This window comes from Kamptonema sp. PCC 6506 (assembly GCF_000180455.1).
Taxonomy (GTDB): domain Bacteria; phylum Cyanobacteriota; class Cyanobacteriia; order Cyanobacteriales; family Microcoleaceae; genus Kamptonema; species Kamptonema formosum.
On the sequence record NZ_CACA01000351.1, the window covers coordinates 1 to 14,428 of the forward strand.

At 43.6% G+C, this 14,428-nt stretch carries 6 protein-coding genes and 1 pseudogene; 2 read left to right on the forward strand and 5 right to left on the reverse strand.

Annotation, left to right across the window (positions count from 1 at the left end):
- Window positions 1-378 (reverse strand): annotated as a pseudogene (locus tag OSCI_RS24645) (ATP-binding protein); the annotation flags it as partial.
- 20 nt (window positions 379-398) lie between these two features.
- Window positions 399-1,727 carry an AAA-like domain-containing protein gene (locus tag OSCI_RS24650; protein WP_007357918.1) on the reverse strand — a complete coding sequence of 443 codons (1,329 nt, stop codon included), beginning with the start codon at window positions 1,725-1,727 and terminating at the stop codon, window positions 399-401.
- Window positions 1,728-2,079: 352 nt separating this feature from the next.
- Between OSCI_RS24650 and OSCI_RS24655 the strand changes: the two genes are divergently transcribed.
- Window positions 2,080-2,574, forward strand: coding sequence for a hypothetical protein (locus OSCI_RS24655; protein ID WP_007357920.1), 495 nt, complete (start codon window positions 2,080-2,082; stop codon window positions 2,572-2,574).
- 97 nt (window positions 2,575-2,671) lie between these two features.
- A complete protein-coding gene (locus OSCI_RS30400; RefSeq protein WP_007357921.1) occupies window positions 2,672-2,839 on the forward strand; it encodes a hypothetical protein in 168 nt (55 codons plus the stop codon).
- Between the two features lie 60 nt (window positions 2,840-2,899).
- Here OSCI_RS30400 and OSCI_RS24660 read toward each other — a convergent pair whose 3' ends face one another.
- The 3 genes from OSCI_RS24660 to OSCI_RS24670 form a co-directional block, all read right to left on the reverse strand.
- On the reverse strand, window positions 2,900-6,574 hold the full coding sequence (locus tag OSCI_RS24660; RefSeq protein ID WP_007357922.1) for a DUF4347 domain-containing protein: 3,675 nt from the start codon (window positions 6,572-6,574) through the stop codon (window positions 2,900-2,902).
- A gap of 345 nt (window positions 6,575-6,919) precedes the next feature.
- Window positions 6,920-10,345 (reverse strand): DUF4347 domain-containing protein, encoded by a 3,426-nt coding sequence (locus OSCI_RS24665; RefSeq protein ID WP_007357923.1) that lies wholly within the window; start codon window positions 10,343-10,345, stop codon window positions 6,920-6,922.
- 560 nt (window positions 10,346-10,905) lie between these two features.
- Complete coding sequence (locus OSCI_RS24670) at window positions 10,906-14,133, reverse strand: DUF4347 domain-containing protein (RefSeq protein ID WP_007357924.1); 3,228 nt, start codon at window positions 14,131-14,133, stop codon at window positions 10,906-10,908.
- Between the last annotated feature and the right edge of the window lie 295 nt (window positions 14,134-14,428).

A 14,428-nucleotide genomic window follows, 5' to 3' on the forward strand; every position in this document is an offset into this window, starting at 1 on the left:
TAACAATACACTTTTAACAAACTCACTCAATCGGTCTATCGGCAATAGCCAGTCATATTCATTATTCCATTGTTTCAAATTAACACGGCTTGATAATTCTTCATTGAGTTTAAGTAAAATGCCATTATACCACTTATCGGGAGTACCTGACTGACTCCCACTGGGAGAAACATCAATGAAAATACAGTGAATTTGCTCTGCTTTTAACCGATTCATTACTTGCACTCGCAAACTCGATTTTCCAGTTTTACGAGAGTTAAAAACATGACAATATTTTCCCTCTTTCAAAGCAGCATAGATTTGGGAGTCTGCATCTCGCGTGACATAGGTTTCTGTATCTGGTAGTAAAGTTGCTTCGTAGATGTATTTGTAACTCATAGGAATTACCTTAATTACTTTCATTCATTAGATTTCAGCCAAACTGAGAAGTATTGACGGTACAAGCCACACCTCGGTAAACAATCATTCCCTTGTACTTGTACTAATCCCATACTTTCCAGTTTAAAGGTATAATTTTTTTCTGATCTCACGGGGTGCGGGTTAATAACAACTTCGTGGTAAGCTGCTGCTAGTTCAGAATTTTTATTAAGAGCAGCTAAGTATTCTCGCAAGTGATTTTTAAAAGGACTATTTTGATCTTCAGTTGGGGCAATTTCTAAAAGTTTTTCTAGGGAAACTTGATTATTTCTTAGATGGATTAGAGCCTTTTGCACTAAATAAGGATGTCCGCCAAACATAGCCATAAATTTCTCAATTTGTGGCTTTTGTAAAGTTAGTTGATAATGCTGTGCTAATTTTAGCACTTGATCGGGGGTAAAATCTGGTAATTTAACAGTTAAGCCTACACCCTCAAGAGGAGAGAAGTCAATATTTGAATTTGAAGAGCCGTAAATATCAGTCGAGTGAACAATGACTAATCGAAATTGCCGCCAAATTTCAGCCGCTTCATTACCTCCTGTATAAAGTTGGCTCCAGTACCGAAGCAACCCACAAAAATCCGTTCTAAAATCATCTATTTCAAAAACTAAATCGACATTTTTTAACGCAATCACTAGAGGTTTAGTGCGTTCTGCCAGCAAATATTTTTCAAAATAAATTGTGATGTTGTCGTGAGCTTCGTATAAATCATCATCCCAAAAATCAGCTAGTTTATTATCTAAGTTTAACTCTCTGCTAACATTGCTACATAGCCATTTTAAAAATCTGGAATATTCAGAAACTACGGCACTGTTCGCTAGTTTAAAATCTAAGATTACAGTTTGACAGTCATTTTCTCTGGCGTGTTCAAGAATGCGATTTAGCAGCCAACTTTTACCCGTGTACTGTGGTGCTGTGATGCGAATAACAGCACCAGTTTCCCGAATTTTATCATAACAATCAGATTCAATGGGGGGACGATCTAAATACAATTGTCCATCACCAAATAAATGAAGTTTATTTCTCTTCTTCCATTCCCTCTCAATAACACCGCGAACTTTTGTCTTACTAATATCTCCTTTATCTACTCCTAAAGCCTCTGACAGTTTTTTCCATAATTGGCTGGCAACTCCTTTGATGTAATCAATACTCCACATTGTGTTGACAATGGTATCATACCTCTCATTTGCGTAAGCTGTATAAAGCACCTTCTCTTCAAGAGGAGTCAGATAATCGCCCGTTTTTGCAAAGAGAACTGTATTAGCTAATTCTTTCGCCTCATTCCAGGTGATGTCTGTACTGGGATTCATAGCATTACCAGATATATAGATTACTCTGTGAGTTTAACTCCTAACCTTTACTCTGACAAGGGTAAGAGCATTTTCGCTACTTTTTCTTACTTTTTTGCTTTTAGCCAAAAAATCATTCTACTTTTTATTACATTTATAGATTTATGTGCCAAATTTCATCAATTAACAAAATACATTTTGACACCTATTAAAAATGGAAATCTTGGATGATGTGAACATACCAGGCTGCCAGTTTCTTCTATTTAGGTGGCTTTCCCGATACCCAAAAAATCGTACTTTCCGACCCCAAACTCTAACTAAATTAACCAGAGAGGTAAGCAATTACATCTCTACTACCCAAGGATAAAAAATCATGCAATCCCTACAACAAATCATAACAGAAATGGCTCAAACCAACTCCACCATCAAAACGGCCCTTCAACAATCACAACCAACACCCATGACTACCCTACTACAAACCCTTCCCCAACCCATTAAAGCAATAGTCGCAAACTACCCCGCCAAAATTAAAGTGGCAGATTACTATATCGCCACCTATTGGCCAGATTCCCACTTCGCCCAAGGCAAATCCTTAATGAGTGAAAAATCTCGCTTATTCGGCGGCGCAACCGCTGCCAATGGATTATTAAGAATGTGGGAAAATCCCGCTAATCAATTAGTAGAAGAAGACATTTTCTTAATTAAATCCTTCACCGACGCGCAAGGACTTAGCCAGAATTTAAGCAAATTTTTAGATCGCGTCCGCTACTGGGGAAATATCTGCAATGAACAAGTAATTGCCGTAGAAATTGGTAACTGGATGGGTAGCTTAATGTTACTAATTCCCACTCGTTCATTCCCTCTTTAAGTATAGGCGGGGCGGGTTTATGAAATCCCGGCGTGGAAATCAAAGATTTTGGCGAACCCGCCCCTACAAATTTGATTATTTAACAGGAAACACAACAATGAAATGCGATGAAACATTCTGTAACTGGGTGAGAAATTCACAAGATGCCGACCACTACATCTGCTTAAAATGCGATAAAGAAAAGTACATCAATCGTTCGGAACCGATGCTAAACTTCATCATCATATTTGTCATCGCACTCACCATTGTCCTAATCCTCAATTAAAAACGGACACAAATCAAAAACCCCCTTAAAAGGGGGTTGATACTCTTTCCTAATTCCTCACTAAATCACCCTGAAATCTTCCGCACCCAAAGTATTAGCCCCAACTCCATTAACAGTAGCCAACACTTGACCCGTGCTAGCAAAACTGATTGTAGTCACACTACTACCCGAAGAAATATTAAGCTGTTCAAAAGTCAAACCTCCCGCTAATCCTATAGTATCTTGACCTTTTTGAAAGTCAGTAATTACATCATTGCCCTGATCCGGTGAGAAAATAAAAACATCATTCCCACTCCCACCAATCAGAGTATCATTGCCCAAATCGCCGCTAAGGGTATCATTACCAGTGCAACCGTAGACGCTATCATTTCCCTTACCGCCATAGACAGTATCATCACCAGCAGAACCATCGACAGCATCATCATTATTGTTGCCAAAAAGTAGATCGCTACCCTCTCCGCCGCAAAGAGTGTCATTGTCTTTGCCTGCATAAACGGTATCGTTGTCACTGCCACCAAAGATTAAATCTGCACCTTCATTAGCAAACACTAAATCATTGCCATTGCCGCCATCTATGGTGTCATCTCCTAAGTTGCCATAGATCAGATCGTCGTCATCTTCTCCCAATAAAATGTCATTATCTTTGCCTCCAAAAATCGTTTGAGTACCTGCACCGCCGAAAACTGTGTCATTGCCTAAATCTCCCCGCAGGAAATCGTTACCTCCACCGCCGATCGCAACGTCATTGTCTTTACCTGCATAAACGGTGTCGTTACCTATCCCAGCGTCTAAGTAGTCAGTACCCTCATTTCCAAATAATACGTCGTTACCGTTACTCCCAGATAAGTTGTCATTGCTACTAAAACCGTAAACAACATCATTGCCACTACCAGCATTGATGGCATCGTTGGCAGTGGTTCCCGTCAAGGTTTCGTCGCCGACAGTACCCTCAATAGTGTTTTGAACTGGGTTGGGAACAAAGCTGCTAGTGCTGAGTGCGGGACTGCTGAAGCGATCGCAAAGGCAAGTCTCTGTGCCTGGATTTGGTGTAGGTGTAGGTGTGGGTGTACCTGTTGGCGTTGGCGTGGGTGTACCCGTTGGCGTTGGCGTGCCCGTTGGTGTGGGTGTGGGTGTCCCCGTTGGTGTAGGCGTAGGGGTTGGTGTAGGTGTTGGTGTAGGTGTTGGTGTAGGCGTTGGTGTAGGCGTTGGTGTAGGCGCTGGCGTTGGCGTTGGTGTAGGCGTTGGTGTTGCAGCAACAACAGTACCCGCGATCGCAAAATTAAACGGATTTTCGTTGCTATCGTTGTTAGTAAACGAAATCTCACCCGTAGGAGTGCCTGCAACGCCAGCATCAAGGCGAATTTGCAAAGTTGCCGAACCCAACGCCGCTACGCTAGTCGGGGGGGTTCCGACTACAGAAAAACCCGCAGGTAATTGGATCGTACCTAAATTGAGAGCAGCATTGCCCAGATTCTTGATAGTAAAAGATTTCGCGATCGGAGTACCCACAGGAGTGCTGCCAAAACTCAGGGGTACGGTTGTGTTGTCAACAATATCCGTTGAACTATCTAGTACCTGAATTTCCGGGATTGCACCAGGAAATTCATAAGCGCCGATATCTGCGATCGCACTCCCATTACTATCACCATCTTGGGGTCGAATGCCGCCAGTTTGGTCAGTCGTGGGTGCTCCGGCATTAATTCCGGCATCAATTGCCGCACTTCCTGTTAGTAATGCCACCGTTAGCAAACCACCACCATTATCTTGCAAAGGGCCAAGTTTGGGGTCAGCTTGTATGACACTAGCTGTAATATTGGCATTATTGAAATTATTGGTAATCGCAGGCCACTGTAAATTACCACCGCCATCAGTAAAGTAAGGTGCTGGATTCGCCACAAATCCTTGTCCATCTGCGGCATTTTGCTTATTGCCAAAGGCATTATTAGCCGTATTATTGGCAACAATCGTATTAGCAAGCGTGACATTAGTGCCACCTACAATCCCGCCGCCTTCACTTCCCGCTTGGTTAGCCGCAATCGTTGTATTTACAATCTTCTGAGCGCTGGTAGTAACGAATATTAATCCGCCGCCTGAACCACTAGCAGTATTGCCTGGATCTACCGCTTTATTGCCCACAAAGGTACTATTAGTAATCGTACCTGGAGATGTTTCGCCCACCCACAAACCGCCACCCTGAGACTCTGCAACATTATTAGCAAAGGTAGTATTGTTGATAGTGTAGGCAGTATTTCCAATTCGGATGCCGCCACCTAAAGCATCTCCAGTGGAGCCTTTTGTCACCTGATTATTTACGATTGTGCTGCCTTCGATCGCTAAATTATCAGGAGGATAGGCAAACAAAAACATTGCCCCGCCTTGTCCTTTTCCTTTATTGCCATCAAACCGGCTATTACGAATAGCAATAGTACCGCCGACAGATCCAGGAGTAAAACCAGGCCCAGAAGCATTAGCTCCATCGGTGTAAATTGCACCGCCATAACCATTTGTATTGCCACCAGTACCAGCGGTTGTATCGTTATTAGTGAAGGTTGAGTTATCTACGGTCAAACTACCCAAAAGAGTGTTGATTGCTCCACCGTTAGTACCTTTATTGTTAGTAAAAGTGGAGCCTTGTACTGTCAAAGAACCTGCACTTTTAGTTGCAATCGCACCACCACCACGCTCAGTATTAGCCGCTAAAGAGCCGTTATTGCCGGTGAAGCGAGAGTTAATTACAGTAGTAGTACCTTGAAAGCCTGCATAGATACCACCACCGAAACCAGCGACGTTATTGTTAACTTGGCAATTATCTAAAATTAAAGTGCTACTATTGCCAGTTAAGATGCCGCCGCCCGCGCTAGTTGCCTCATTGTTAGGGTCAGTGCCAGGAGTTTTACCATTAGCAATTATTAGGTTGCGGAGAGTAAGACTTGTGGTAGCTCCCGTTTGGATTACCCGCGAAGCGTTATTACCACTGATGGTTAAATTGGCAGCAGCAGCACCGTCTATAATCAGGGTTTTGTTGATGGCAAGTTCGCCCGTTGTGAGGGTAATCGTTTGATTAGCTAGAGTGGCAGCAAACTGAATTGTATCTCCCGCAGTAGCCGAGGCGATCGCAGCTCTTAAAGAACCAAGCCCGCTATCATTACTATTGGTAACGGTAATGGTTGCTAAAACATCTTTGTAAGCTGCCATTACTTGCGGTGTAAGGGCTAGAGAGGCTTCAATATCTCCCTTAATAAACTCTAAATTCCAGTCGCCATCTAAAGCTGCACTACCTGTTTTATCAGTAGATGCCGCAATATCAGCCCCAGTTAATTGACTGAATTGCTCAACAAAATTAGCGCCTTCTGCTGCGGCAACATCGCAACCGTAAAGCATGATATCTGCTCGATCGCTCAGTGCATATTTCCACTGTTTTAATTGCTCTTGATACTGTGATAAAGTGTTGGAGTTAAGAACAGCAGAACCTAGTTGCAGACTGCCGGGACTTCCGTGAGAAAAAATGTGAATTTGACCAATAGATTCTCCCGTAGTAGCAAATTTTTCCAATGCGGAAGTAATTTGTTCAATGCCGTTGCGATTCCGATCTAAAAAGATGACTTCTGCACCTGGAATTGCGCCAGCAGCGAGAGTTGAATAGTCATCTATACCAGAGTCAATGAAGACAAGAGATTTCGAGGGATTTTGTTGAAAGGCAGACAGTGAAGTTGCCGGAGTCAAAGTTGCAGTCATTTCGCATACTCCTGAAGGGTTTGTACTGGTAGATACGCCCCCGGAGTCGCTGTATTGTTAACTGTTAACGGTTAACTGTTAAGTAGCTGGACAAAAATAAACATTGCCATTGCGAGTAAACATTGTCATTGCAAGTAAACATTGTCATTGCAAGTAAACATTGTCATTGCAAGTAAATATTGTCATTGCGAGCGAAGCGAAGCAATCTCAACGCCTTGCGATTGCTTCGCTTCGCTTCGCTCGCAATGACATAGCTATGCTTGTTGATTTTCGACTACTTAGCAATTAGCCATTAGCAATTAGCAATTAGCCATTAGCAAACTGAAAACCGCTATATTCCTAATACTATAACAAATCAGGAAAAACTATCGCCTCAGTGAAATCCTCAGATTTGAGTGAACTTGATGATACACGCTGAAGAGTAGCTAATAATTGACCAGTGCTAGCAAGGCTAATTAAAGTTTCGCTGTTGCTAGCGGTGATGCTAAGCTGAGCAAAAGTAAGTCCGCCTGCTAACCCTATCAAATCTTGACCTTTTTCAAAATCAACAATTGTGTCATTTCCCTGACCAGATGCTAACACAAATGTATTCCTGCCAGTGCTGCCAATTAAAGTATCATCTCCCATATCTCCGCTCAGAAAATCATTACCGCCGCCGCCAGTCAAAAGATCGTTTCCTGCGCCGCCGTAGAGAGTATCATTATCCGTGCATCCATCCATAACATCATCGCCATCTCCGCCGTATAAAATGTCACTGCCACCGCCACCGCAGAGAGTGTCATCACCGCTATCGCCAGAGACGAAATCATTGCCATCTTCACCCTTGATAATGTCATTATCGTTGCCCCCAAAAATGGCATCATCCCCAAAACCTGCGTCTATAAAATCTGCGCCGTCATTGCCAGTCGCGCTATCGTTGCCAAACCCACCAATGAGCGTGTCATCTCCGCTATCACCTAATAGTTTGTCGTTGCCATTTTCACCTAAGATAATGTCATTATCTTTGCCTCCAAAAATTAAATCGTCGCCGTTGCCGCCTTCAATAAAATCATCGCCGAAATTTGCAGTTATCCAATCATTGCCGTCGCCGCCAAGGAGGGTATCTGTTCCCAAATCCCCCAAGAGAGTATCATTGCCGTTGCCGCCTAAAACAGCATCATTGTCTTTGCCTGCAAAAATGAGATCGTCGTTGTCGCCGCCGTCGATGAAGTCAGCACCCTCATTACCTAACAAGAAGTCGTTACCATTTTCGCCATAAATGTTGTCGTTATTACTCATGCCAATTAGGGTGTCGCTGCCACCAAATCCTGCGATCGCGTCGCTGTCAGATCCACCAACTAGAAAGTCATCAAAGTCAGTGCCGCTGAGGGTTTTGTCGGCGATTTTGGGGATAATATCGCCACTACTAAAATCAGGAGTGGGGAAGCGATCGCACAGGCAAGCGGTGTCTTCTTTTGGACTCGGCGCAGGCGCAGGTGCAAATACAGGTGTAGGTGCAGGTGTAGGCGTTGGCGTTGGTGTTGTTGTTGGTGTGGGTGTAGGCGTGGGTGTAGGCGTTGCTGTGGGTGTAGGTGTAGGTGTAGGCGTTGGCGTTGGCGTTGGCGTGGGTGTAGGCGTAGGAGTAGGCGTGGGGACTGGCGTAAGCGAAAACTCGTAAGCGCCGATATCTGCGATCGCACTCCCATTACTATCACCATCTTGAGGCCGAGTTGCACCACGCTGATCCGTTGCAGGCGCATCTGCATTTTTACCCGCATCAATTGCCACACTTCCTGTTAGCAATGCCACCGTCTGCAAACCGCCACCATTCTCTTGCAACGGGCCCAGTTTTGGGTCAGCTTGCAAGACATTAGCTGTAATATTGGCATTATTGAAATTGTTGGTAATTGCCGGCCACTGTAAATTCCCGCCACCATCAGTAAAATAAGGCGATGGATTCTCGGAGAACCCTTTTCCATCCGAGGCATTTTGCTTATTCTTAAACTCATTATTCGCCGTATTATTGGCAACTATTGTATTAGTCAGCGTGATATTCGTGCTGCCAACAATCCCTCCGCCTTCGCCGCCAGCTTTATTCCCAGCAATCGTTGTATTTACAATCTTCTGATTGCTAGTAGTCGCGAAAAATAATCCGCCACCTAAACCACTGGTATTACTAGATGAAGCTACGGCTTGATTTCCAAAAAAGGTACTATTAGTAATCGTACCTGGAGATTCTTCGCCTACCCATAAACCACCACCCTGAGCCTCAGCTATATTGTTAGCAAATGTAGTATTAGCGATCGTATAAGCACCATTGCCAATCCGTACTCCGCCACCAAAAGCATCGTTTCCAGAACCTTTGATCGCCTCGTTGTTGATAATTATGCTGCCTGCAATCGCCACCTTATCGGGGGGATAGGCAAACAGAAACATCGCCCCCCCTTGTCCTTTTCCTTTATTTCCTTCAAACCGACTGTTGCTAATAGTAATTGTCCCACCCACAGGCCCATGCTGAAAATCTGGCCCAGAAGCATTGGCTCCATCAGTGTAAATTGCACCGCCATAACCATTAGTATTTACACCACTGCCAGCGGTTGTATCGTTATTGATGAAAGTTGAGTTTTCTACTGTTAAAGTGCCTAAAAGACTATTAATTGCACCGCCATTACTACCTTTATTTTTAGTAAAAGTAGAGCCTTGTACTGTCAGAGAACCTGCACTTTTAGTTGCGATCGCACCTCCACCTCGTTCTTGTTTTCCTAGCGATCCATCATTGCCATCAAATTTACTGTTGATGATAGTAGTTGTACTGCGAAAACCAGTATAAATTCCACCACCGCCATACCCAGCAATGTTGTTATTAATTTGAGAATTTTCTACTCTTAAAGTGCTATTGCTTCCAGTTTGAATTCCCCCACCGGAACCAGTAGCTTCGTCATTAGAATTACTGCTGACATTCCCATTAGCAATAATTAGATTTTTGATGGTGACATTTGTGCTGCTTGCTGTTTGTATTACCCGCGAGGCATTATTACCACTGATGGTTAAATTGGCAGCAGCAGCACCATCAAGAATTAAGTTTTTATCAACTATAAGTTGACCTGTACTCAGGGTAATCGTTTGGTTGGCAAGGCTGGGATCGAAAGTAATCGTATCACCTGCGACAGCCGAGGCGATCGCAGCTCTTAAAGAACCAATCCCGCTATCATTGTTATTGCTAACCTCATTAGCTGCCAAAACGCCTTTATAACTGGCTGTTATCTCAGGATTTAAGCTTAAATTAGCTTCAATTTGACCTTGGGAAAACTCTAAGTTCCAGTTGCTCCCTTCCCCGGTTTTATCGGTGGATGCCGCAATATCAGCTCCAGTTAATTTGCTCAATTGCTCAATAAAATTAGCCCCTTCGCCTGCGGCAACATCGCAGCCGTAAAGCATAATATCTGCTTTTTCAGATAGTATGCTTTGCCATTTTTGCAATTGGTTTTTATACTGCTCTAAAGTATCTGAACTAAGAGAAGTATTTCCTAGTTGTAAACTACCGGAACTACCATGAGAAATAATATGAACTGCATCAATACTTCCATGAATAGCAGCATATTTTTGTAGTTCTGTGGTAATTTGTTCAATGCCATCTTTGTTGCTATCGATAATAATGTACTCAATCCCATTAGGAACTGCTGCTGCTAGAGATTCCCAGTTATCTAAGCTGGAATCAATGAAGATAATCGATTGAGATTGGAGATTTTGACTTGGAGATTGCGAATTGATTGATACAGATGAAATGGACATCCTGTTAACCCAGAAAAGTGTTTACTTGTAGATACACATCTGGAATAATATAGAAGAAGAAAAACGAAGAATTAAGAAGAATTTAGGTATCTTGGAGAGAATGTAGATGCAATAAAAGTAATGACTTCAACAATTATGACAACCGCTTTCAGCGGTTAGGGGCTAGGGACTAGGGAAAGAAGGGGAAGAAGGGATAGAGAATCAATTGTTTTATGAATTCAGAACGTCCTAACTGCCAAGAAGGTTGCTATATAGCAACCGCAAGATAATTAGGATAGGACTTACGCACCCAAGCAAAGAAACCGGGTTTTTTACGAAAATACTTCGTTATGACTCACAGATGCTCTCAAAAAACCCGGTTTCTGGGACTCCCTGCGTAAGTTCTAAAAACAATAAATTGTCAAGAGTTACCATAGCAGTTGCTATAATAACCTCCTAAATACTTTGGCGGTTGCTATAAAATCAGGTCGATAGCAGAGCACATTAACCATGACGGAAAATATAGTCTCTGAGTTCCGCATTTTGAGAAATTGTCCTTGAACTTACGATCGTCAGTTCGATTAAATTATGACAGTCTTAAAATCTCCAATGGTCAACGCACCCGCCGCCACTCCGTTGAGAGTAGCTAAAATTTGACCGCTACTGGCAATAGCGATCGAAGTCACATTATTGTTAGAGGCGATCGCGAGTTCTCCAAATGTTAACCCCCCAGATAACCCGATTGAATCTTGACCTTGTTGAAAATCTAAAATTGTGTCGCTTCCCTGACCTACTACTAACAGAAATACATCGTTACCAGAACCACCAATGAGAGTGTCATTACCTAGATCTCCACTGAGAAAGTCGTTGCCACTACCACCAGTCAAGCTGTCATTTTCCTTGCCGCCATAGATCGTATCATCTCCAATACAACCATCAACTAGATCGTCGTTATTATTACCCAATAATAGGTCGTTACCGTCACCGCCGCAGAGGGTATCATTCTCTTTTCCTCCATAGATTGTATCGTTGTCAATGTCGCCAAGGATTAAATCTGCATCTTCATTACCAAAGATTAAATCGTTGCCATCTCCGCCGAGAATGCTATCAGTTCCTAAGTTGCCGTAGATGGTATCGTTTCCATTTTCACCTAATAATAGATCGTTGTCTTTACCGCCGAAAATGCTATCGCTATCGCTGCCACCAAAAATAGTATCGTTGTCACTATCTCCCCGCAGCAAATCATTGCCATTGCCGCCAATGATAGCATCGCCATCTTTGCCTCCATAAATGGTATCCTGCTCTGTACCGCCGTCTATGTAATCATTTCCTGTGTTGCCAAATAGTTCGTCGCTGCCGCTGCTGCCACTGAGGTTGTCATCATTTTCCATGCCGTAAATTGTGTCGTTCCCACCCAGTCCATCGATCGCATCGTTAGCTGTACTACCCATCAGTAAATCATTAGAGTTAGTGGCACTAACGGCGTTATCGGGGGTGTTGGGAGTAACGATGCTGCTGGTACGGGGTAGAGGGAAGCGATCGCAAAGGCAACTGTCACTAACTGGTGTAGGCGTTGGCGTAGGTGTAGGTGTTGTTGTGGGTGTGGGTGTAGGTGTAGGCGTTGGCGTTGCTGTAGGCGTGGGTGTAGGTGTAGGTGTAGGCGTTGGTGTAGGTGTAGGCGTTGGCGTTGGCGTGGGGACTGGGGTGAGGGAAAACTCGTAAGCGCCGATATCTGCGATCGCACTCCCATTACTATCACCATCTTGAGGCCGAGTTGCACCACGCTGATCCGTAGCAGGCGCATCTGCATTTTTACCTGCATCAATTGCCGCACTTCCTGTTAGCAATGCCACCGTCTGCAAACCGCCACCATTTTCTTGCAATGGGCCCAGTTTTGGGTCAGCTTGCAAGACATTAGCTGTAATATTGCCATTATTGAAATTATTGGTAATTGCCGGCCACTGTAAGTTACCACCACCATCAGTAAAGTAAGGTGCTGGATTCTGAGAAAACCCTTTTCCATCCGAGGCATTTTGCTTGTTATTAAACTCATTATTTCCCGTATTGTTGGCAACTATTGTATTAGTTAACGTGACATTAGTGCTGCCAACAATTCCCCCGCCTTCGCTGCCCGCTTTGTTCCCAGCAATCGTTGTATTTATAATCTTCTGATTGCTAGTAGTCGCGAAAAATAACCCGCCGCCTAAACCACTAGCACTATTTCCTGCATCTACTGCTTGATTCCCAAAAAATGTAGTATTAGTAATCGTACCGGGAGATTCTTCTCCTACCCATAAACCACCGCCCTGAGCCTCAGCTACATTGTTAGCAAAAGTAGTTTTGCTGATAGTATAAGCACCGTTACCAATCCGTACTCCCCCACCCAAAGCATCATTTCCAGAGCCTTTTTGTACCTGATTATTTACAATAATACTGCCTTCAATTGCCACCTTATCGGGGGGATAGGCAAACAGAAACATTGCCCCCCCTTGCCCTTTTCCTTTATTCCCTTCAAAGCGACTGTTGCGAATAGTAATCGTGCCGCCCATAGAGTCATCGGTAATTTCACTCGCCCCATCGGTGTAAATTGCACCACCATAACCATTGGTATTTGTACCACTGCCAGCCGTCGTATCGTTATTGAGAAAAGTTGAGTTTTCTACTGTTAGATTACTTAAAAGATTATTGATTGCTCCGCCGTTAATTCCTTTATTGTTACTAAAAGTAGAGCCTTGTACTGTGAGAGAACTGCCGCTTTTAGTTGCGATCGCGCCTGCACCTTGTTCTTTATTAGCCGATGTGCCGTCGTTGCCCTCAAAAATACTGTTGGTCACAGTATTGGTACTTTTGAATCCAGTATAAATTCCTCCAGCAAAGCCCGCAATATTATTTTTAAATTGGCAATTATCTACTGTTAAATTGCTGCTGTTGCCGCCACGAATCCCTGCACCTGCACCTGTAGTTTCGTCACTACCCGTAAGCTTACCATTGGCAATAATTAGATTTTTAACAGTAAAAGTAACGCCGCCTACATCCATAACACGAGAGGCGTTATTGCCACTAATTGTTAAATTCGTAGCAGCAGCACCGTCAATAGTCAAGTTTTTGTCAATAACCAGTTGACCGCTGGTAAGCACAATTGTCTGATTAGCTAAACTGGGGGCAAATACAATCGTATCTCCAGAGGTAGCCGATGCAATTGCCGCCCTCAAGGAACCCGCACCGCTATCATTATTATTGCTAACAGTAAGAGTGGCTAAAGCACCTTTATAACCTGCCAATACCTCTGGTTTCACAGCTAAAGACGATTCAATTTCACCTTTAACAAACTCTAAATTCCAGTCGCCATTGCTACCTGTTGTATTAGTAGATGCGGCAACATCAGCACCAGTTAATTGACTTAATTTCTGTACGAAGTCAATGCCTTCACCTGCGGCAACATCGCAGCCATAAAGCATAACATCTGCTTGAGCGGATAGGGCGCTGTGCCACTTTTGGAATTGGCTAGTATATTGTTCTAAATTGTCACTAGCTAGAACAGTAGAACCTAGCTGCAACTTGCCAGGACTACCGTGAGAAATAATGTGAACTGCGTCAATACTTCCGCCAACAGAAGCATATTTTTGCAATTCTGAAGTGATTTGTTCAATACCATTTTTGTGGGGATCGATGCTGATACACTCTACACCGTCAGGTACGCCTGCGGCTAAAGTTTGCCAGTCATCTAAGCTGGAGTCAATGAAGACAATCGATCCCGATGGAGATTGTGAAATCGAGTATTGCAAATTGGTTGATGCAGAAGTAGACATCCTGTTAATTCCCAAAAAGTGGTTAGCTTTGTAGCTGGTCTAGGGCGTGTTTTTAAACCCCTTGTATCTTAACAATAGGTGAGCGTAAGTAGCGATCGCTAATGAACTCTTGGAGGCAGGAGAGAGGAGGCAGGAGGCAGGAGGCAGGAGGTAGGAGGCAGGAGGCAGGAGGCAGGAGGCATGAGGCAGAAGGCAGAAGGCAGGAGGCAGAAGGCAGATTTAGAACTTACGCATCCAACCAAAGAAACCGGGTTTTTTGACGAAAATACTTCGTTTTGACCCACAGGTCGTCTCA